The sequence below is a fragment of the Citricoccus sp. NR2 genome, from assembly GCF_027594385.1.
Classification (GTDB): domain Bacteria; phylum Actinomycetota; class Actinomycetes; order Actinomycetales; family Micrococcaceae; genus CmP2.
In genome coordinates, this window is record NZ_CP115154.1 from 2,728,233 (window position 1) to 2,748,731 (window position 20,499).

18 protein-coding genes are annotated in these 20,499 nt (G+C 63.3%); all 18 read right to left on the reverse strand.

Going from position 1 to position 20,499, the window contains the following annotated elements:
- Window position 1 precedes the first annotated feature (1 nt).
- Window positions 2-1,456 carry a F0F1 ATP synthase subunit beta gene (gene atpD / locus O1A05_RS12835; RefSeq protein WP_270105589.1) on the reverse strand — a complete coding sequence of 485 codons (1,455 nt, stop codon included), beginning with the start codon at window positions 1,454-1,456 and terminating at the stop codon, window positions 2-4.
- A 57-nt stretch (window positions 1,457-1,513) separates the two neighbouring features.
- The gene (locus tag O1A05_RS12840; RefSeq protein ID WP_270105590.1) at window positions 1,514-2,410 is read right to left on the reverse strand and encodes a F0F1 ATP synthase subunit gamma; all 897 of its coding nucleotides are present in this window, start codon (window positions 2,408-2,410) and stop codon (window positions 1,514-1,516) included.
- Between the two features lie 68 nt (window positions 2,411-2,478).
- The gene (atpA, locus tag O1A05_RS12845) at window positions 2,479-4,116 is read right to left on the reverse strand and encodes a F0F1 ATP synthase subunit alpha (RefSeq protein ID WP_270105591.1); all 1,638 of its coding nucleotides are present in this window, start codon (window positions 4,114-4,116) and stop codon (window positions 2,479-2,481) included.
- Between the two features lie 79 nt (window positions 4,117-4,195).
- Window positions 4,196-5,008, reverse strand: a complete 813-nt coding sequence (locus O1A05_RS12850; RefSeq protein ID WP_270105592.1) for a F0F1 ATP synthase subunit delta — start codon at window positions 5,006-5,008, stop codon at window positions 4,196-4,198.
- The gene (locus O1A05_RS12855) at window positions 5,008-5,583 is read right to left on the reverse strand and encodes a F0F1 ATP synthase subunit B (RefSeq protein ID WP_270105593.1); all 576 of its coding nucleotides are present in this window, start codon (window positions 5,581-5,583) and stop codon (window positions 5,008-5,010) included. Before O1A05_RS12855 ends, O1A05_RS12850 begins: the two co-directional genes overlap by 1 nt.
- A gap of 72 nt (window positions 5,584-5,655) precedes the next feature.
- Window positions 5,656-5,871: a F0F1 ATP synthase subunit C gene (locus tag O1A05_RS12860; protein WP_270105594.1), complete on the reverse strand. Its 216-nt coding sequence runs from the start codon at window positions 5,869-5,871 to the stop codon at window positions 5,656-5,658.
- 187 nt (window positions 5,872-6,058) lie between these two features.
- Window positions 6,059-6,871 carry a F0F1 ATP synthase subunit A gene (atpB, locus tag O1A05_RS12865; protein WP_270105595.1) on the reverse strand — a complete coding sequence of 271 codons (813 nt, stop codon included), beginning with the start codon at window positions 6,869-6,871 and terminating at the stop codon, window positions 6,059-6,061.
- Window positions 6,872-7,152: 281 nt separating this feature from the next.
- Window positions 7,153-7,554 carry a hypothetical protein gene (locus tag O1A05_RS12870; protein ID WP_270105596.1) on the reverse strand — a complete coding sequence of 134 codons (402 nt, stop codon included), beginning with the start codon at window positions 7,552-7,554 and terminating at the stop codon, window positions 7,153-7,155.
- On the reverse strand, window positions 7,541-8,752 hold the full coding sequence (locus tag O1A05_RS12875) for an MraY family glycosyltransferase (RefSeq protein WP_270105597.1): 1,212 nt from the start codon (window positions 8,750-8,752) through the stop codon (window positions 7,541-7,543). Before O1A05_RS12875 ends, O1A05_RS12870 begins: the two co-directional genes overlap by 14 nt.
- On the reverse strand, window positions 8,749-9,438 hold the full coding sequence (locus tag O1A05_RS12880; RefSeq protein WP_270105598.1) for an L-threonylcarbamoyladenylate synthase: 690 nt from the start codon (window positions 9,436-9,438) through the stop codon (window positions 8,749-8,751). The genes O1A05_RS12875 and O1A05_RS12880 overlap by 4 nt, the downstream gene beginning before the upstream one ends.
- A 10-nt stretch (window positions 9,439-9,448) precedes the next feature.
- Window positions 9,449-10,378 carry a N5-glutamine methyltransferase family protein gene (locus O1A05_RS12885; RefSeq protein ID WP_270105599.1) on the reverse strand — a complete coding sequence of 310 codons (930 nt, stop codon included), beginning with the start codon at window positions 10,376-10,378 and terminating at the stop codon, window positions 9,449-9,451.
- Window positions 10,368-11,441 (reverse strand): peptide chain release factor 1, encoded by a 1,074-nt coding sequence (gene prfA / locus O1A05_RS12890; protein WP_270105600.1) that lies wholly within the window; start codon window positions 11,439-11,441, stop codon window positions 10,368-10,370. The genes O1A05_RS12885 and prfA overlap by 11 nt, the downstream gene beginning before the upstream one ends.
- A gap of 113 nt (window positions 11,442-11,554) precedes the next feature.
- Window positions 11,555-13,603 carry a transcription termination factor Rho gene (gene rho, locus O1A05_RS12895; protein ID WP_270105601.1) on the reverse strand — a complete coding sequence of 683 codons (2,049 nt, stop codon included), beginning with the start codon at window positions 13,601-13,603 and terminating at the stop codon, window positions 11,555-11,557.
- Window positions 13,604-13,853: 250 nt separating this feature from the next.
- Window positions 13,854-14,783 (reverse strand): homoserine kinase, encoded by a 930-nt coding sequence (thrB, locus tag O1A05_RS12900; protein ID WP_270105602.1) that lies wholly within the window; start codon window positions 14,781-14,783, stop codon window positions 13,854-13,856.
- 14 nt (window positions 14,784-14,797) lie between these two features.
- Entirely contained in the window at window positions 14,798-15,907 is a 1,110-nt protein-coding gene (gene thrC, locus O1A05_RS12905) for a threonine synthase (protein WP_270105603.1), read from the reverse strand.
- Window positions 15,908-15,913: 6 nt separating this feature from the next.
- Window positions 15,914-17,269, reverse strand: coding sequence for a homoserine dehydrogenase (locus O1A05_RS12910; protein WP_270105604.1), 1,356 nt, complete (start codon window positions 17,267-17,269; stop codon window positions 15,914-15,916).
- Complete coding sequence (gene lysA, locus O1A05_RS12915; RefSeq protein WP_270105605.1) at window positions 17,266-18,735, reverse strand: diaminopimelate decarboxylase; 1,470 nt, start codon at window positions 18,733-18,735, stop codon at window positions 17,266-17,268. The genes O1A05_RS12910 and lysA overlap by 4 nt, the downstream gene beginning before the upstream one ends.
- Window positions 18,735-20,381 (reverse strand): arginine--tRNA ligase, encoded by a 1,647-nt coding sequence (gene argS / locus O1A05_RS12920; RefSeq protein ID WP_270105606.1) that lies wholly within the window; start codon window positions 20,379-20,381, stop codon window positions 18,735-18,737. Before argS ends, lysA begins: the two co-directional genes overlap by 1 nt.
- Window positions 20,382-20,499 lie beyond the last annotated feature (118 nt).

Sequence of the window (20,499 nt, forward strand, 5' to 3'; positions counted from 1 at the left end):
ATCAGGATTCCTTCTGGATGCGTGCCCACTCGCGCTCAACATCGTCCAGGCCGCCGACGTTGTAGAACGCCTGCTCCGCGACGTGGTCCAGGTCACCATCGCAAATGGCCTTGAAGCCCTCAACGGTGTCCTTGATCGGCACGGTGGAACCTTCAACGCCAGTGAACTGCTTGGCGGTGTAGGTGTTCTGCGACAGGAACTGCTCGATGCGACGGGCGCGGGAGACGACGATCTTGTCTTCTTCGGAGAGCTCGTCGACGCCAAGGATCGCGATGATGTCCTGCAGTTCCTTGTTCTTCTGCAGGATCTGCTTCACGCGAATGGCAGTGTCGTAGTGCTCCTGGCCCACATACTGCGGGTCGAGGATGCGCGAGGTCGAAGCCAGCGGATCCACAGCCGGGTACAGACCACGGGAGGCCAGCGAACGGGTCAGGTTCGTGGTGGCGTCGAGGTGGGCGAACACGTTAGCCGGAGCCGGGTCGGTGTAGTCGTCCGCGGGGACGTACACGGCCTGCATCGAGGTGATGGAGTGACCACGAGTCGAGGTGATGCGCTCCTGAAGAACGCCCATCTCGTCGGCGAGGTTCGGCTGGTAACCCACTGCAGAAGGCATGCGGCCCAGCAGGGTCGATACCTCGGAACCAGCCTGTGAGAAGCGGAAGATGTTGTCGATGAACAACAGCACGTCCTGCTTCTGCACATCACGGAAGTACTCCGCCATAGTCAGACCGGTCAGGGCCACGCGCAGACGGGTGCCCGGCGGCTCATCCATCTGGCCGAACACCAGGGCGGTGTCCTTGAGCACGTTGGCTTCTTCCATCTCGACCCAGAGGTCGTTACCCTCACGGGTCCGCTCGCCGACACCGGCGAAGACTGAAGTACCACCGAAGTTACGGGCCACGCGGGTGATCATTTCCTGGATGAGCACGGTCTTGCCCACACCGGCACCACCGAAGAGGCCGATCTTTCCGCCCTGGATGTAGGGCGTCAGCAGGTCGATCACCTTGATGCCGGTCTCCAGCATCTCGGTCGAGCCTTCGAGGTCAGCGAAGTTCGGAGCCGGGCGGTGAATAGGCCAACGCTCGTTGACTTCCAGCGAGGAGGTCTCAACGTCCAGGGCCTCGCCCAGCACGTTGAAGATGTGGCCCTTGACGACATCGCCGACGGGAACCGAAATCGGAGCGCCAGAGTCGGTCACAGCAGCACCGCGGACCAGGCCGTCGGTGGACTGCAGCGAGATAGCGCGAACCAGGTTGTCACCCAGGTGCTGTGCAGTCTCGAAGGTGATGGTGCGGGTCTCACCGTTGACGGAAAGTTCAGCGGTCAGAGCGTTATAGATCTCCGGCATGGCGTCGCTGGGGAATTCAGCGTCAATCACCGGACCAGTCACGCGGGCAATACGCCCCACAGCGCCGGTGGCGGAACCGGTGCCGGATTCGTTAATGGTGGCAGTCATCTTTCTCACTTCGTTTGATGTGGATGGCGGTTGATGTGAGCTTCTCAGCCCGAAGCGTCAGGACGCGCTCAAAGCATCCGCACCCGCGATGAGCTCGGTGAGCTCCTGGGTGATGGATGCCTGACGAGCGTTGTTCATCAGCAGCGTGTATTCCTTGATCAGATCGGAGGCGTTGTCGCCGGCAGACTTCATTGCCCGCTGACGGTTGGCCAACTCCGATGCGGCTGCCTGCAGCATGGCCGAGAAGATGCGCGACTCGATGTACTTCGGCAGCAGCGCATCCAGCACCTGGTCGGGATCCGGCTCGTACTGGTAGAGCGGAAGCAGCTCGGTCGTCTCGGTGACTTCCTCCTCGACTACCTCCAATGGAAGTAGACGGACAACGGCAGGCACCTGCGTGACCAGCGAACGGAATTCGGTGAAGACCACGTGGATCTCATCGACTCCGCCCTCATCGGTGTCCTTGAGGAAGGCGTCAACCAACGTCTCGCCGACTTCGCGGGCCACCTGGAATTCCGGGTTGTCCGTGTTGCCGGTCCAGACCTGCTTGTACTCCCGGCTCCGGAAGTCGAAGTAGCTCTGTGCCTTGCGGCCCATCAAGTAGACCTCAGGCTCTTTGCCCTCTTCGCGCAGCTTTTCCAGCAGCCCTTCGGCGTGACGGAGAATATTGGCCGAGTACGCGCCGGCCATGCCACGGTCCGAAGACATGATCAGTACGGCCGACCGACGCGGGTTCTCCACCTCGGAGGTGAGGACATGCTCGATGTCCTGCTGCGACGACACGGCCGAGACGGCACGCGTAATCGCGTTAGCGTAGGGCAACGACGCGCTCACGCGGGCACGAGCCTTGGTGATTCGAGACGTCGCGATGAGCTCCATCGCCTTGAAGATCTTCTGCATCGACGTGGTCGAATTGATCTTCTGGCGATACACCCGAATATCGGCTGCTCCCATGGTTGTCCTTTCCTTCGTCCAGAACGGCGGCGACTTGTCGTGAACCGGTCAGCCGCCACCGTCGGGCGTCAGCGCTTCTGCTTGACGATCTTCTCCTGGGTGACATTCTCGGCCTCAAGAGCATCGTGCTCTTCGTGGCCTGCATGCACCAGGTGATCATCGCCTTCGGCCAGGAAATTCTTCTTGAAGGAAGTGATCTCGTTCTCGAGAGCTTCCAGAGTCGAATCTTCCAGCTTGCCGGTATCGGCGATCGACGCCAGCACAATGTCCTTGCGGCGCAGGTGATCCAGGAAGTCGCGCTCGAAGCGCAGAACATCCGAGACCGGCACATCGTCGAGGTGGCCCTTCGAACCAGCCCAGATCGACACGACCTGCTCCTCAACGGGGTACGGAGTGTACTGGGGCTGCTTCAGCAGCTCCATCAGACGCTCACCGCGAGCCAGCTGACGACGGGTCGCCGGATCCAGGTCGGAAGCGAACATGGAGAACGCCTGCATGTCGCGGTACTGAGCCAGGTCCAGCTTCAACGTACCGGAGACCTTCTTCATGGCCTTCACCTGTGCAGCACCACCCACACGGGACACGGAGATACCCACGTCGACAGCCGGACGCTGGTTGGCGTTGAAGAGGTCGGACTGCAGGAAGATCTGACCGTCCGTAATGGAGATGACGTTGGTCGGAATATAGGCGGATACGTCGTTGGCCTTGGTCTCGATGATCGGCAGACCGGTCATCGAACCGCCGCCGAGGTCATCGGAGAGCTTCGCGCAACGCTCGAGCAACCGGGAGTGCAAGTAGAACACGTCGCCGGGGTATGCCTCGCGGCCCGGAGGACGACGCAGAAGCAGCGAGACCGCACGGTAAGCCTCTGCCTGCTTGGACAGGTCGTCGAAGATGATCAGAACGTGCTTGCCGCCGTACATCCAGTGCTGGCCGATAGCCGAGCCTGCGTAGGGCGCCAAGTACTTGAAGCCGGCCGGGTCGGACGCGGGCGAAGCCACAATGGTGGTGTACTCCAGGGCGCCGTGCTCTTCAAGGGTGGAACGCACCGAGGCGATGGTGGAAGCCTTCTGGCCCACAGCGACGTACACGCAGCGAACCTGCTTGGAAGCATCGCCAGACTCCCAGTTGGCCTTCTGGTTCAGGATGGTGTCGACAGCGATGGCAGTCTTACCGGTCTGACGGTCACCAATGATCAGCTGGCGCTGTCCGCGACCGATCGGAATCATGGCGTCGATAGCCTTCATCCCGGTCTGCAGCGGCTCTTCAACCGACTTGCGCTGGGTCACGCCGGGAGCCTGCAGCTCCAGTGCGCGACGTCCTTCGGCTTCGATGGGGCCAAGGTTGTCCAGCGGCGCACCCAGAGGGTCGACCACGCGACCCATGAATCCGTCGCCCACCGGCACGGAAAGAACCTCTCCGGTGCGGCGTACTTCCATGCCTTCTTCGATGCCCTGGAATTCACCCAGAACCACGACGCCGATTTCACGGGGGTCGAGGTTCTGAGCAAGCCCGAACACGCCGTTCTCGAACGTCAGCAGCTCGTTGGCCATGACCGAGGGCAAACCCTCGACACGGGCGATACCGTCTGCTGCGGAGACGACGTAGCCGACCTCGACACGCTCGGTGCCAGAGGGTTCGTACGACGCCGCGAAGTCGTTCAAGGCATTGCGGACATCATCAGCGTTGATGGTCAAGTCGGCCATCTGCAGTCCCTGCTCTCTTCAGTGTTGATCATCGTGGATCACGATGACCGTAAATGTGTACTAGTTCGAGTGCCGGTCGTCAGCCGGCCATCTTCCGTTGCAAATCGTTCAGTCGAGTAGCGATCGAGGAGTCGACGACGTCATCGCCAACCTGCACCCGAATACCACCAACCAGCTCGGGGTCGACGTTCACGTTGAGTGTGAGATCCCGGCCAAATGCCGAGGACAGCCCACGCTCGAGACGCTCCAGCTGTGCTTTATCGAGCGGCCGCGCGACAGTAACATCAGCGATCCAGCGACGCTGGCGATCGGAGATCACGTCAGCAAAGCGGCGGACGAGGTCGACCGGCTTAGCTCCGCGTGGGTGCTCCGTTGCCTGGCGAACCAAGAGCTGGGCTTCCGGGCTTGCGGACGCGGGCAGCAGACGCACAGCAAGATCGCCACGTGCGCTAGCGGGTGCCTGTTGCTCCGTCAGTGCACGCTGAACGTCGTGGGAGGACTCCACAGCGGTACGGAAACCCAGCAGCTCAGCTACCAGATTCTTCAACCCGTCAAGACCGCCACGCTCAGCGGCACCGGCCGCAGCCAGCACAGCCAGGTGCTCCAGTGCATCGCCGAGGTCGCGCTCGTGAGACCACCGGGCAGCGACAGCTGCCTCCAGTACCTGACGAGTGGCGTCACTCACGTGCGCCCCGAAAACCTTTGCCGCCAGAGCACGGCGCTTCGCCGGTTCCCACGTGGGGTCCGTCAGTGAACGCCGCAACGAACCGTTGTCGTCAATCACTGCCAACGCTGCAAAGAGCTGCTCGGACAGTTCGATGCCTCCGGTGGACAGCGCCTGTTCGGCCTCAGTCTTGACCTGTGCCAATGAATCGCGTGATGCTCCAGCCATTACTCAGATGCACCTGCACTCGAAGCGGTGGACTGTCCTGCCTGATCGCGCTCGAGATCTGCCAGGAACCGATCAACAACACGGCGCGAACGCTCGTCGTCATCGAGGGATTCGCCGACGATCTTGGCAGCGAGAGAACTGGCCAGCGTGCCGATCTCGGTACGCAAAGAGGACACAGCCTGGTTGCGCTCCGCAGCAATCTGAACCGATGCCTGTTCGGTGATGCGAGCCGCCTCTTCGGACGCGCGCTCACGTGCCTCAGCAACGATCTGGGCCGCTTCAGTGCGAGCTTCCTCGCGCACCTGGCTGGCCTCAGCGCGAGCGTCCTGCAACTGCTGCTGGTAATCAGCCTTCATTGCATTAGCTTCAGCCTGAGCGGCCTCGGCACGCTCCAGTCCGCCCTCGATGGCATCGACGCGGTCCTGGTAGGACTTCTCAAGTGCCGGTACGACGAACTTGACCACGATGAACATCAGCACAGCGAAGCCGGTCGCCGTGACAAGCACTTCCCACCAGTTGGGGATCAGTGGGTTGGCGCCCTCGGCGGCTGCAATGACCATTTCAGACCTGATCATGAATCAACCATCCTTTAGGTGAATTTCCAGTCATGGGTGGCCGAGCGAACTCGACCGTGGATGGCCGTTGTGTCAGGCGCCGATAACGAAGGCGAACACCAGGCCAAGGATGGCCAGTGCTTCTGCCAGAGCGAAGCCCAGCAGGGCGATCGGCTGCAGGATGCGCTGTGCCTCAGGCTGACGTGCAACGCCGTTGATGTAAGCAGCGAAGATCAGACCCACGCCGATGGCGGAGCCGATGGATGCCAGGCCGTAGCCGATCATGTTCAGTGAACCGTGCAGTTCCATGGTGTTCCTTTCAAGATGCCGATGTTCGGCAGGTTGCGGAGGTATTCCCGGCAGATTCCGGAGGGTACCGGCCCGAGAAGATTGGTGGGTGTTGAACTCACCTTCGCCGATCTGCAAGCAGAGCGACAGAGCTTTTCAGTTGTATCGAGGCCCAATGCACCGCAGGGGTGACACCCGGCTTCGGAAACTAGTGGTCGTTGGCCGCTAGAGCACCCTGAATGTAGATCGCAGTCAACAGGGTGAAGACGAAAGCCTGGAGGTACATGATCAGCAGTTCCAGGAAGTACAGGGCCACCGAGCCGATGATCACGAGCACACCGGTTCCCTGCATGGCAAGGCTTCCAGATTCGGTGATCAGGTAGGCGGCGCCCGAGCCAGCCAGCATCACGATCATGTGGCCCGAGAGCATGGTGGCCATCAGACGCAGGGAATGCGTAAGCGGACGGACGATGAAATTCGAGATGATCTCCAGCGGCACCAGCAGCGGGAGGATCCAGCCGGGAACACCGGAAGGTACAACAGCCAGCTTGAAGTACTTGATGCCATGGTGACGGACACCGACGCCGATCCAGATGATGTAGACGATCACGGCCAGGGCGTAGGCAGCGCCGGCATGAGAGAAGCTCGGCAGCTGAAGGAACGGAATCGCTCCGAAGAGGTTGTTCAGAAGGACGAAGAAGAACAGTCCGAAGAGCAACGGCACCCAGGCCTTGAATTGCTTCTCACCGATGATGTCCCGGGCGATGGAGTTACGCACGAATGCGTAGCCTGACTCAGCCAACCACTGAATCTTGCCGGGAACGAGGCTGGGCTTGCGCATCGCGATCATGAAGAACGCGGAGATGAGGATCACCGAGAGGATGATCATCAGCATCTGCTTACCGAAACCGGTGCCCCATTCGGCTGCCCACGGAATGATTTCCGGAAGATGGGTTTCGCTGATCGTGGGGGCGGAGAAGCCACCGTCGGTGGTGGAGCTGGCGAGCAGGAGCGGAAGCACGCTTTTCCTCTCTACAGTCTTCGCGACTCTTCCCCTCATCATGAGCAGGAGGTAGCGAGCAAGCTGGCACGGATGAACCAAAGCCTCGACGATGTCGTATTTGATCCTCGTTCACCCTACCAAACACTGGGGCTCCACGTTGTCTTGAGACCAGTTTCGTCAGGAAGATTTTCCTATTTGTTTCGGATCTGAAGGTTATTGAGGGTCACCAATGGATCCGAAGTATCGCGCGGTGCGCGGATCACGAGGATTCGATCGCAGAGAACCAGGTTGGTTCTTTTCTACACATTGTAGAGCTGATGGCGCGTTCGCGCGAACGCAAGCACTTCCCCGGCTTGCCACGCCACGATGGCGACGATCGCTCCAATGGCCGCCGGAACGGTTTCGAGCCAGCCTGGTGCCGAAATCATGGTGAGAGCCATGCCAAAGAGCACAATCTTCAGGATGAACAACCCCATCGCCAGGGGAACAGCGGCGTTGCGGTGCTGTCGCCAGACGGCGGCAATTCCCACAAGGGTCAGTGACGACAACACGATGATGGCCAGACCACCCACGGCCACGGAGGCAACGGCCGCACCGCCCTGGAGGACGGCAAAAACGATGGCGGTGATGGCTACCCCCGCCAGGCTCCAGATTGCTGCGTCACGCAGGATGCCCCACCAGCCGTGCTTATTGTCTTTCACGGGTCACTCTCCGTTGTTCCGTCTTGGTCACAGACGCTTGTTCAGCATCCAACAGCTGGGCCGTTTTGGCGGCTCGGGCGGCGCGTAACTGCCGCAATTTTCGGTAGTACAGCCGGCGCACGATCCACGGCCACAGGGTCAACACGAGCATGGCCACCAACGCGACACCGATGACGATGAGCACCACGTCGGATCGGAAGTAGTTCAGAGCAACCACACCGTAGGCGACCACAAAAGCCCACAGGTATAGCAGCAACACCGCCTGACGATGGGTGTAGCCGCCGTCGACGAGTTTGTGGTGAATGTGCCCGCGGTCCGCAGAGAACGGACTACTGCGTCGTGCGGTGCGGCGGATCACCGCCATCAGCAGATCGAGCAGCGGCAACAGCATGACGGCCAGGGGCAACAGAATCGGCATATAGGCAGGCACGTTCCGGAAACGGAACCCGGCCAGGGCACCCACATCAGCGGTGACTGCGACGGCCGCGGTAGCCATCAGCAGACCGATAAGCAGGGCGCCCACCTCACCCATGAAGATACGCGCGGGTTGGAAGTTATGCGGCAAGAATCCGGCGCAGGCACCCACCAATAGTGCCATCAGCATGGTGGCCATATTGGAGTAGTCGTAGGCATTGATCGTGCGGGTGAGCAGATAGCTGTACAGGAAGAAGGCCGAGCCGCCGATCACCGCAACACCAGCGGCGAGTCCGTCGAGACCGTCGATAAAGTTGAAGGCGTTCATGGTCAGCACCACCACGAACACGGTAAGAATGATTTGCGCGGCTTCATTCCCGACGGGAATCCACCCCACGGGCATAGCTTCGACGCGGATTCCGCCCAGGGCCACCATGAGCCCGGCGCTGACCTGGCCGGCCAGTTTCATGGTCCAGTGCAAATCCCAGAGGTCATCGGCGACGCCGACCACGATGATGATCAGCAGCGCCACCAGCAATCCGCGAATGGGATCCGGGTTCATGAAGATGCCGTCAAGAAAGGGAATGGTTCCGGCGATACAAAGCCCGCCCAACACCGCGGCCGCCATCGCCACTCCCCCGAGTTTAGGGATCGGCTCGCGGTGCATATCGCGTTTCCGCCGCGGGGTGTAGACCCGGCCGCGAACGCCGATCACCCGCACGGCAGGCGTGATGACGAAGCTCATCAGAGCTGCCATCAGCATCAGGAGGAGATAGACCTTCATGCGGTAGGCGTACCCTCGTCGTCCTCGCAGGGCTCGTCGTCGCAGAGATCCAGGACCTCGGGGACCACTTCGCGGATCCGTTCGATGCTGATCGCACCGGAGCGCACCACGCGCGGGGGCGCCACGGTGCAGTCGATGATGGTGGAGGAGGCTGAGTCGGAGCGTTCGCCGCCGTCGAGGTAGACCTCCACGGATTCGGCGAGTGCTTCGCGGGCTTGTTCGGCGTTGTGCGCGGCTTCTTGGCCGTGACGATTCGCCGAGGAGACCGCCAGCGGACCAGTCTGTTCCAGGAGCGTGCGGGCAATCTCGTCGTCAGGAACGCGCAGCGCGACGGTACCCCGGGTCTCCCCCAGATCCCAGGTGAGTGAGGGTTGCGCAACCACGATGAGGGTCAGTCCACCGGGCCAGAAAGCCTCGGCCAGCGCGCGGGTCTGTTCGGTGACGTCAATGGCCAGACCATCCAGCACCCGCGGGTGGGCGATCAGCACCGGCGGTGGCATGGTGCGTCCGCGGCCCTTAGCAGCAAGGAGCACGGCAACAGCCTGCGGGGAAAATGCGTCGGCACCAATGCCGTAGACGGTGTCGGTAGGGAGCACCACGCATCCGCGACGGCCCACCGCTTCGACAGCGGCAGCGATGCCTTCGGCGCGGGTGGTCTCATCGGTGCAGTCAAACAGCTCGCTCACGGCTCTATTCTTACACCTCAACAGGGCCTGGTCGTGGAACGACGAGGTCAGCACGGCGGGCAGACAGGAACCGTGGCCGGTCGGCAAGGTCGAGGTGCACGGTGACCGCGTCCCAGAATCCTGAGGTTTGCAAGGCCTCGACAAGTGCCGTTGCGTGGGTTTCATCGTGTTCCATCAGGAACAGTCCCCCAGGGCGCAGCAGTCGAGCGGCGGCGTCGGCGATGCGCAGCGGAATCAGTGTTCCGTCAGGGCTACCACCGTAGAGGGCCAGGGCCGGGTCGGCCTGGGCTTCGAGCTGGGTGACCGGCTGCCGCTCGGGAACGTAGGGCGGATTGCTGACGACAGCGTCCACGGTGCCCAGCAGGGGAACTAGCCGCGGGAGAGACTCCGGTGCTGTGGCGTCGCCGAGATGTACCTCGACGTCCCAACGATCCAGATTCCGTCGAGCCAGTGTGTGAGCGTGCGGGTCGATCTCGACGGCATGGACCTGGATCGACCGCTGACCTGCATGGGTGCGCAGTCCGTGGACGAGGGCGGCGGCGAGGGCGCCGGTGCCCGTACACAGGTCGATCACGATGAGCTCATCATCATACGGCTCTGCTGCCATGCGCTTCAGTGCTTCCTCGGCCAGCAGCTCGGTTTCCGGGCGCGGGATGAACACGCCGCTAGCGACGTCGAGCTCTACCCCCGCGAATGCCACGCGCCCCAGGATCAGCTGTAATGGCACCCGCTGCTCACGCTGTGACAGCAGTGAATTTAAGCTCGCGGTTTCGTCGTCGGTGAGCGTGTGCCCCAGTGCCAAGAGTACCTCGAGCCGCCCGAGTTCAATGTTGAGAACATGGGCGGCGAGCACCCGGGCGTCGTAGCGCGGTGAATCAACACCGGCCGTCGAGAGGCGGGCCGTTGCCTGGGACAGAATCCGCCCCAGATCACTCGCCAAGAGCGGCCAGCCGATCGGCTTCGTCCATCTGGATGCAGGATTCGATCACCGGTCCAAGTCCGCCGTCGAGCACGTGGTCCAAGTTGTAGGCCTTGTAGCCGGTGCGGTGATCGGCAATCCGGTTTTCCGGGTAGTTGTAGGTGCGGATGCGTTCGGAACGGTCCATGGTGCGCACCTGCGAGGCGCGCGTGGCGGCGTTTTCGGCGTCGATCTGTTCCTGCTGGTGCGCCAGCAGTCGGGACCGCAGGACGCGCATGGCGGCTTCGCGGTTCTGGATCTGCGATTTCTCGTTCTGCATGGACACCACGATGCCGGTGGGCACGTGGGTGATGCGCACCGCCGAGTCGGTGGTGTTCACCGACTGTCCGCCGGGTCCAGAGGAACGGTAGACGTCGATCTTGAGGTCGTTCTGACTAATCTCGATCTCATCGGGAGCGTCGACTTCGGGGAAGACGAGCACTCCCGCGGCCGAGGTGTGGATCCGGCCCTGGGATTCGGTGACGGGCACCCGCTGGACGCGATGGACACCGCCTTCGAATTTCAAGTGGGCGTAGACCCCTTCGGCCGGGTCGGAGGAGGACCCCTTGACCGCGACATGAACGTCTTTGTAGCCGCCCAGATCGGATTCGGTGGAGGAGATAATCTCGGTTTTCCAACCCTTGGATTCGGCAAAGCGAAGGTACATCCGGAGTAGGTCACCGGCGAACAGCGCCGCTTCCTCTCCCCCTTCACCGCCCTTGATCTCCAGGATGGCGTCGCGGGCGTCGTCGGGATCGCGCGGGATGAGCAGCCGGCGCAGGCGCTCTTCGGCCTCGGTCAGTTGTTCCTTCAGACGCGGTACTTCGGCGGCGAATTCCTCGTCGTCGGCGGCCAGCTCTTCGGCGGTCTCGAGGTCGTCGGAGAGTTGGTTCCAGCGGTGGTGGGCGGCGACGATGCCGTTGAGCTCGGCGAAGCGTCGTCCGAGTTTCCGGGAGCGTGCTTGGTCACCGTGCACCTCCGGGTCGGCGAGGGCCTTGGTGATCTCGGCGTGTTCTTCAAGGAGCGAGTCGACGGATTCGAACATCCTGGGTTCCTTCGGGGGTCAGGGCAGACAACGAGCCTGCGGGAAGAGGATACACAGAGACCACCGCGCCCTCCACACGAGGTTGTGCGGAAGGCGCGGTGGTCGTCGTCGTGCTAGTCGTCGCCCTTGGAACCCAGGGTCGTCTTAGAGACGAGCATCAAGAACTCTGCGTTGGACTGGGTGTCCTTGAGCTTGTGCGTGAGCGTTTCGAGGGCCTGCTGGGTGTCCAGACCGGAAAGCACGCGGCGCAGCTTCCACATGATCTTGATCTCTTCTGCGGAGAGCAGGTTTTCCTCGCGACGGGTGCCCGAGGCGTTGACGTCGACCGCCGGGAAGATGCGGCGTTCGGCGAGCTGACGCGACAGACGCAGCTCCATGTTGCCGGTGCCCTTGAACTCTTCGAAGATCACCTCGTCCATGCGCGATCCGGTTTCCACCAGTGCCGTGGCGAGAATGGTCAGCGAACCGCCGTTCTCGATGTTGCGGGCAGCACCGAAAAAGCGCTTTGGCGGGTACAGCGCCGAGGAGTCGACACCACCGGAGAGAATACGACCGGAGGCCGGGGCGGCTAGGTTGTAGGCGCGGCCCAGACGGGTCATGGAGTCGAGTAGCACGACGACGTCATGGCCCATCTCCACCAGGCGCTTGGCACGCTCGATGGCGAGCTCGGCGACGGTGGTGTGGTCTTCGGCCGGACGGTCGAAGGTGGAGGCGATCACTTCGCCGCGCACAGAGCGCTGCATGTCGGTGACTTCCTCGGGACGTTCGTCCACGAGGACCATCATGAGCTTCACCTCGGGGTTGTTCGTGGTGATGGCGTTGGCGATGGACTGCAGCACCATGGTCTTACCGGCCTTCGGCGGGGACACGATCAGACCGCGCTGGCCCTTGCCGATCGGCGAGACCAGGTCGATGATACGAGGTCCCATGGCCTTGGGATCGGTTTCCAGGCGCAGGCGCTCCTGCGGGTACAGTGGCACCAGTTTGGAGAACTCGACGCGGGGACCGGATTCGCCGGCGGGCTGGCCGTTGACGGTGTCCAGCTTGACCAGGGCGTTGAACTTCTGACGGTTAGTGCCCTTGCCGCCACCGGAGAATTCTTCACCTTCGCGGGGAGCCCGGATGGCACCAACGACGGCGTCGCCCTTGCGCAGGCCGTACTTTTTGACGAGTGACAGCGAGACGTACACGTCCTTGGGACCGGGCAGGTAGCCGGAGGTGCGGACGAACGCGTAGTTGTCGAGGACGTCGAGAATACCGGCGACGGGGACGAGCACGTCGTCCTCGCTCAGCTCGGTCTCGTCGACCTCGGGCCCACCTCGGCGGTTGGTGCGACGGTTGTTACGGTCATTACGGTTGCGGTTGCGACGGTTGCGGCGCGATCCGCGATCCTGGCGATCGTCGTCGCCGTCTTGATCCCGGTTGTCCCGATTGCCGCGCTGATCGCGGTTGTCGTTATCCCGGTTTCCGTCCTTGGAATCTTTGTTGTCGCGGTTGTCACGTCCACCACGATTGTCGCGGTTGCCACGGTTGTTATCGCGATTATTGTCGCGTCGCCCCTCGTCCGGACGGTCGTTCTTCTGCGAACGATCCGAAGACTCGGAGCCCTCAGACTGCTGCTCCTGCTGGTTATCCGAGCGGTCGCTGGTCTGCTTGTCGTCGCGTCCGCCGCGGCCACGGCCACCGCGGGAGCGACGGCGGTTGCCTTCCTGTTCATCCTGGGAGCCGGATTCCTGAGCGGAAGAGGACTGCTCGGATGACGCGTTCTGATCAGACTTTTCAGCATGCTCGGACTTCTCGGACTTCTCTGCGGAGTTGTCGTTGGCGTCCTGCCCGGTGCTGGACTGATCGGCGGAGGCCTGAGAGTCGGCGCGGCGTGAGCGGGACCGGCGGGCCGGGGCTGCCGGTGTGGCGTCGTCGCCACCCCGGTTGGCAGCGTCGTCGTTCTTCTGCGCGGGCTTCTCGGACGATCCGGACTCGGAGTCACGGCTGGCCACGGCACCGCCGCGCTGGTGGTTGGAGATGGCTGCGACCAGATCGGCCTTGCGCATCCTTGATCCGCCGGTGATGCCGAGCTGTGAGGCCAGTGCCTGCAGCTGTGCCAGCTTCAGGCCGGCGAGGCCGCCACCTGCGGAAGTCGTGTTTTCTTTGGTTTCGGTCACGAAGGTTCCTTCTCCCTCGTCAGGCAGGGCGCGCTGACAGAATGGCGTCCTGCTGGTGTGCATTCGCGTTCGTTGCACGACTGTGCGCACGGTGGCGCGAACGAATGTGCATGTTCATTCCCATGAAAGGGCTACTTCTGGCACGTGCCCGTGCCAACCGAATGTCGCGCAACGATCTGCGTCATCATTCGGGGGAACTACCTCAAGAAGAGAGGAGCTGATCCGCAATTAGAAAGGAAGTGTGGCTTCCTCAGCGGAACACCTCCACCTTAGCACCTTCTGTGGCCACCGGCAGAATCTCCACCGTCCACCGTTGTGTCGAGGATTGGATGTGCGCAGAAATCGTGTCTCGCACGGATGTCGCCTCGATGGGTGAAACGGCCAACGCCATGACGGTGGGCCCGGCGCCGGAGACGACGGCGGCCGTACCTTCGGCACGCAACGCATTCATCAGGGCCAGGGATTCCGGCATGGCCGGCTCGCGGAAGTCCTGGTGGAGCAGGTCGCGGGTGGCGGGAAGCAACACCGAGGGGTCCTGGGACAGTGCGTGTGTCAGCAGTGCGGCCCTACCGGCATTGGCCGCGGCCTGCGAGTGATTCACCTGCTGCGGCAACAGTCCACGGGCCGTTTCGGTGCTCAGTGGCAACTCGGGGATGGCGACCACCGGGGTGATGGACGCATGCGGTGCAATGCGCACGGTGCGGTAGTGGTCCGCGTCGTCGGCCCAAGAGACCGCCAGTCCCCCGGTGAGCGCGGGAGCCACGTTGTCAGGGTGACCTTCCAGGCTCGCCGTGTACTGCAATAACTCGTCGGCGCTGGCCTGCTCTTCGGCGGGAAGCAACGCGTTGGCGATGAGCACCGCCGTGACATAAGCGGCCGCCGACGAGCCCAGACCCCGGGAATGCGGGATCCGGTTGTGCGCGGTGAGCGTCAACCCGGGGACGTCCCAGCCGAACCGTGCCAGGTGGGTGCGTACCTGGGAGATCACTAGATGGCGGCCGTCGGTGGGCAGAGTATTCGCGCCCTCACCGGTAATCTCGGCGCGGAAGCCCTTTTCAACGGTGCGCGCTTCGACGTCGTCGAAGAGGCTGAGCGCCAACCCCATGGTGTCGAAACCGGGGCCCAGGTTGGCCGAGGTGGCGGGTACCCTGACCCGGACCGTGGTACCCGGTTCCAGCATGCGCAGTCGGGGCATCACAGGCCCAAAGCGTCGGCGACGGACACGACGTCGAAGGGTACCTGCTTCGGGGTGATGTCGGACCCGTCGGCACTCTTCAGCGCCCACTGGGGGTCCTTGAGGCCGTGACCGGTCACCGTGATCACCCAGCGCTTACCTGCGGGAACGTTGCCCAGGCCATGGTGCTTGATCAGTCCGGCCACACCGGCGGCCGACGCCGGCTCCACGAACACGCCTTCCTTGGACGACAGCCAGCGGTGAGCGTCGAGGATCTCCTCATCGGTGACGGAGTCGATCTGGCCGCCAGAGGCGTCACGGGCGGCTTCGGCCTGCTCCCAGGAGGCGGGGTTACCGATGCGAATAGCGGTTGCGACCGTCTCAGGTTCGGTCACCGGGTGGCCCTTGACGATGGGGGCGGCACCTTCGGCTTGGAAGCCCCACATGATGGGGGTCTTGGTGGCCACAGCGGGCAGTTCCTCATCCGAAGTGCCCGGGTGCGGGTTCACATAGGGTGCCGCGTACTCCTGGTAGCCCTTCCAGTACGCGGTGATGTTGCCCGCGTTGCCCACGGGCAGCAGGTGATAGTCCGGGGCGTCGCCCAAGAAGTCCACCACCTCGAAGGCGCCGGTCTTCTGACCTTCGATGCGGGCCGGGTTCACGGAATTCACCAGGAACACCGGGTAGTTTTCGGAGAGCTTGCGGGCGACCTCGAGGCAGTTGTCGAAGTTGCCGTCGACCTGCAGCAGTTCCGCGCCGTGAGCGATGGCCTGAGAGAGCTTACCCATGGCGATCTTGCCGTCCGGCACCAGCACCGCGCAGGTCAGCCCGGCTTGGGTGGCGTAGGCGGCGGCGGAGGCCGAGGTATTGCCGGTGGAGGCGCAGACCACGGCTTTGGCGCCCTGTTCGACCGCTGCGGTGATCGCCATCGTCATGCCGCGGTCCTTGAAGGACCCAGTGGGGTTCATGCCCTCGAATTTAAGCCAGACGTCGCCCTCGACGAGTGCCGAGAGCTTTGGTGCGTTGATGAGCGGGGTGCCGCCCTCACCGAGGGTCACCACGCGGGTGTTCTCGGTGACGGGCAGACGATCGCTGTATTCGTGGATGACTCCACGCCACTGGTGTGCCACGGTTGATCAGTTTCCTTCCACGCGCAGGACGGAGGTCACGGCAGAGACCACGTCCAGCTCTTCGATCGCGGCGACGGTGTCTGCCAGCCGCTGTTCCAATCCTCGGTGTGTGATGAAGCGCAGCACCGCCTGCGGGGTCTCCCCCGCCGCTGCGGCACGTTCGGCTTCGAGCGGGGTGAGCTCGGCCGGGGCCTGTTGCATGGTCTCGATGGAGACGCCCTGCTCGGCGAACAGGCTGGCCACGGTGGCCAGCACGCCGGGCTGATCTGCGGCGTGCACCACGATCATGTAGCTGGTGGTGGTGTGGCCGATCTCGAGTGCGTCCAGGCTCGTCTTGGGGGTGTGGGGGCGTCCCGGTCCCCCGTGCTGCAGTCGCTTGGCGATGGAGACGACGTCACCCATCACCGCACTTGCGGTGGCCTCGCCGCCGGCGCCCGCCCCGTAGAACATGAGCTCCCCGGCGTTCTCGGCCTCGACGAACACCGCGTTGTAGGCCCCGCGGACAGCGGCCAGGGGGTGTTCGCGCGGCAGCAAGGTGGGGTGCACACGCAGGACCACACCGTCGTCGCCGTTGGTGCTGACGCGTTCGGCGATGGCCAGCAGCTTGATGACGAACCCGGCGGCAGCAGCGGCTTCGTTGTCTTCTGCGGTGATGGTCGTGATGCCCTGGCAGTCGACCTGGTCCAAGGTAAAGGGTGCCTGGAATGCGAGCGAGGCAAGAATGGCGACTTTGGCGGCAGCGTCGTGTCCGGCGATGTCGGCGGTTGGGTCCGCTTCGGCGTAGCCCAGGCGCTGGGCCTCGGCCAGGGCGTCACCGAAGGAGATTCCGGTGGTGTCCATCTGGTCGAGGATGTAGTTAGTGGTGCCATTGGCAATACCCATGACGCGGGTGACGCGGTCACCGGAGAGCGAGTCCCGCAGCGGGCGCAGAATCGGGATGGCACCGCAGACGGAGGCTTCGAAGCTCAGTTGCACGCCTTGATCCGCGGCGGCGGTGAAGAGCTCGGTTCCGTGGGTGGCCAACAGGGCTTTGTTGCCGGTGACCACAGCAGCACCGCGGTTGATGGCGGCCAGGATGAGCTCACGGGCCGGGTCAATGCCACCCATGAGCTCGATGACGATGTCGGCTCGGGAGATCAGTTCTTCCGCGTCGGTGGTGTAGAGCTCGGACGGCAACTGGTAGTCACGCTGAGCGGCGGTGTTGCGGACGAAGACCCCGGCGAGGTTCAGGCGGGCGCCGATGCGCTCAGTGAGCAGCTCGGAGTCTTCGGTCAGAATGCGTGCGACCTGTGATCCAACGGTGCCGCCGCCCAGCAAGGCAACGTTGAGCACGGGGGTGTCGTGGTGGGAGACGGTGGTCATGATCCTCCGTTGTCGGTCGTGGTCGGGGTGGATGCGGGTACGTTGGCGAGGCCGACTTCGCGGGCAAACAGATCCGCTTCGGATTCCCGGCGGATGATCAATCGGGGGCCGCTATGGGACACCGCCACGATGGCGGGTCGGGGCAGCATGTTGTAGTTGGAACTCATCACGTGGGTGTATGCGCCGGTAGCGGGAACGGCCAGCAGGTCGCCACGGCCCACATCATCGGGCAGGTAGCCGTCGCGAACCACGATGTCACCTGATTCGCAGTGCTTGCCCACCACTCGCGACAGCGTAGCCGACGCCTCGGAGACGCGCGAGGCCAACATGGCGGTGTAGTCGGCGTCGTAGAGCACCGGTCGCGGGTTGTCACTCATCCCGCCGTCGACGGCAACATAGCGGCGCGAGTGGTCGTCGTCCACTTGCACGGTCTTGGTCACACCCACGGTGTAGAGGGTGAATCCTGCCGGACCGGAAATCGCACGGCCGGGCTCGATGGAGACCCGTGGGCAGTCGATGCCCAGACGGTCGACCACCGCACGCATCAGTGCGGCCAGCGTCTGAGCGATTTCTTCCGGGTGACGCGGGGTATCGGCCGGGGTGTACGCGATGCCGTGACCGCCACCGAGGTCAAGTTCCTTCACAACGATGCCAGCGTCGTTCCGAATCTCTGCGATAAAGGTCAGGAGTTTCTCTGCCGCGGCCCCAAAACCAGCCGCCTCAAAGATCTGCGAGCCGATGTGGCAATGCAACCCGAGGAATTCAATCGACGCAGATTCAGCCGCGAACCGCACGGCTTCCAGCGCCGGTGGGTCCTCACCGTTACGCCCAGTGGCCATGGAGAGACCAAATTTCTGGTCTTCGTGTGCGGTGGCGATGTAGTCGTGGGTGTGGGCGTGAACACCGGGGGTGAGCCGCAGCATCACCGGAGCCTGTTGCCCCGTCTCACCGGCCAGTTCTGCGACACGGTTGAGTTCGTCGAGAGAGTCGACGACGATGCGTCCGACCCCCACCTCGAGAGCACGGTGGATTTCGGCATCGGACTTGTTGTTCCCGTGCAGTCCGATGTCTGCGGGATCAACGCCGCCGCGCAGTGCCAGCGCCAGCTCGCCACCGGAAGCGGTGTCAACCCGCAGGCCCTCTTCCCGTGCCCAGCGCGCCACGTCGACCGTGAGCAATGACTTGGAGGCGTAGTAGACGTCGACTCCGCCGCAGAGCTGGTCGAACGCGGCGTTGAACGCAGTACGAAACGCCCGGGCCCGAGCGTGGAAGTCGTCTTCGTCGAGCACCAGCAGCGGGGTGCCGTAGTCCTCGGCGAGTTTCGCCACAGAAACACCGTGCACGGTAACGACACCGTCGCCCCCGCGTTCCACGCCGTCAGCCCACATCACCGGGTCGATGTGATGAGCGTCAGAGACCGACTCCGGGTAGGGAAGCCACGCTGGCGCCAGTGCGGAGCGCGTCATCACATCTTCTCCGGCGCATCGACACCCAGCAGGGCCAGCCCGTTGGCCAGCACCTGGCTGGTGGCTTCGTTCAGCCACAGGCGGGCCACGTTCACCGGGCCGGGCTGTTCACCTTGCAATGGGGTGATGCGACACGCGGCATACCAGGAGTGGTAGGCGCCAGCGATGACTTCGAGGTGGCGTGCCACGCGGTGTGGTTCGCGCATCGATGCAGCCATGGCCACGATCGAGGGGAACTCCCCCAGGTGGGCCAGCAGTGCCGACTCGGTGTCGTGGGTCAACGTGGTGGCATCGAAGTCAAACAGCTCCCGGGTGATCTCGTGTGCTTCCGCGGTGCGGGAGGCGTTGCGCGACCGAGCGTGGGCGTATTGGACGTAGTAGACCGGGTTGTCGTTGGACCGCGAGCGCAGCAGCTCCGGATCAATAGCCATCGGCGAGTCGGCGGGGAATCGCGCTAACGAGTAGCGCAGCGCGTCTTTGCCCAGCCATTCGATGAGGTCCTTGAGCTCGATGATGTTGCCGGCGCGCTTGGAGAGCTTCGCTCCGTTGACGGAGATCAGCTGGCCGATGAGGATCTCGATGTTTTTCTCGGGGTCGTCACCAGCGCAAGCCGCGATGGCCTTGAGACGGCCCACGTAGCCGTGGTGGTCGGCTCCGAGCAGGTAGATCTTCCGGTCGAAGCCGCGGTCCTTCTTCGACAGGTAGTAGGCGGCATCGGCGGCAAAGTAGGTGGGCTCGCCGTTGGCGCGGATCAGCACTCGATCCTTGTCGTCACCGAAGTCGGTCGTGCGCAACCACACGGCGTCGTCCTGGTCCAGGATGTGGCCTTGCTCGCGCAGCCGATCCACAGCAGTGCCGATGGCGCCGGAGGTGTGCAACTCGGTTTCGGAGAACCAGACGTCAAAGTCCACACCGAAGTCATCGAGGGTGGTCTCGATGTCGGCCAGCTGCAGTCTGTAGGCGTGCTCGCGCAGCACCGGCAAAGCGTCGGCTTCCGGCAGGTCACGGACCTCTGGATGCTCGGCGACGATCCTGTCTGCCAGGTCCTGAACGTACTGGCCGGGGTACCCGCCCTCGGGCACGTCGTGTCCGTGCAGGCGGGCATAGACGGAGGCGGCGAAAGTATTCATCTGACTGCCGGCGTCGTTGATGTAGTACTCGGTGGTCAGCGTGGCACCCGAGGCGCGCAGCAGGCGGGCGATGGCGTCGCCCAGGGCGGCCCAGCGGGTGTGTCCGATGTGCAATGGACCGGTGGGATTGGCTGAGACGAACTCCATATTCACTGTCTCGCCGCGCAAGGTGTCGTTGGTGCCGAACGCCGCACCGGCCTCGACGATGGTCCGGGCCAGCTGTCCGGCAGCGCCGGCGGCCAGTGTGATGTTGATGAACCCGGGCCCGGCAATGTCCACGGATTCGATTCCTTCCTGGGCGGTCAGACGCTCGGCCAGTGCACCAGCGAAGTCTCGCGGGTTCATTCCGGCCCGCTTGCCCAGCTGCAGTGCAATGTTGGTGGCCCAGTCGCCGTGGTCGCGGTTCTTGGGTCGCTCCACCTTCACCGTTGCGGGTACCTCGACGGTGATATCACCGGCGGAAACGGCGTCTTGAAGGCAGGCCACGATCACTGCGGAAAGTTCTTCTGGAGTCACCCGCCCCAGTCTAGTCACCCGAAGCGTTGTCACTACATTTCACGACACCTCGTGACAGCCGTCATGCCGCTGGTGTGGATCCGCGCGTCTGCAATGGGAGCGAAAGTGCGATAGAGTA

What these genes read in the sequence shown, in the direction of transcription:
- atpD (WP_270105589.1), bottom strand. Translation starts at nt 1,456, where the DNA reads ATGACTGCCACCATTAACGAATCCGGCACCGGTTCCGCCACCGGCGCT.
- O1A05_RS12840 (WP_270105590.1), bottom strand. Translation starts at nt 2,410, where the DNA reads ATGGGAGCAGCCGATATTCGGGTGTATCGCCAGAAGATCAATTCGACC.
- atpA (WP_270105591.1), bottom strand. Translation starts at nt 4,116, where the DNA reads ATGGCCGACTTGACCATCAACGCTGATGATGTCCGCAATGCCTTGAAC.
- O1A05_RS12850 (WP_270105592.1), bottom strand. Translation starts at nt 5,008, where the DNA reads ATGGCTGGAGCATCACGCGATTCATTGGCACAGGTCAAGACTGAGGCC.
- O1A05_RS12855 (WP_270105593.1), bottom strand. Translation starts at nt 5,583, where the DNA reads ATGATCAGGTCTGAAATGGTCATTGCAGCCGCCGAGGGCGCCAACCCA.
- O1A05_RS12860 (WP_270105594.1), bottom strand. Translation starts at nt 5,871, where the DNA reads ATGGAACTGCACGGTTCACTGAACATGATCGGCTACGGCCTGGCATCC.
- O1A05_RS12875 (WP_270105597.1), bottom strand. Translation starts at nt 8,752, where the DNA reads ATGAAGGTCTATCTCCTCCTGATGCTGATGGCAGCTCTGATGAGCTTC.
- prfA (WP_270105600.1), bottom strand. Translation starts at nt 11,441, where the DNA reads ATGTTCGAATCCGTCGACTCGCTCCTTGAAGAACACGCCGAGATCACC.
- thrB (WP_270105602.1), bottom strand. Translation starts at nt 14,783, where the DNA reads ATGCTGGAACCGGGTACCACGGTCCGGGTCAGGGTACCCGCCACCTCG.
- O1A05_RS12910 (WP_270105604.1), bottom strand. Translation starts at nt 17,269, where the DNA reads ATGACCACCGTCTCCCACCACGACACCCCCGTGCTCAACGTTGCCTTG.
- lysA (WP_270105605.1), bottom strand. Translation starts at nt 18,735, where the DNA reads ATGACGCGCTCCGCACTGGCGCCAGCGTGGCTTCCCTACCCGGAGTCG.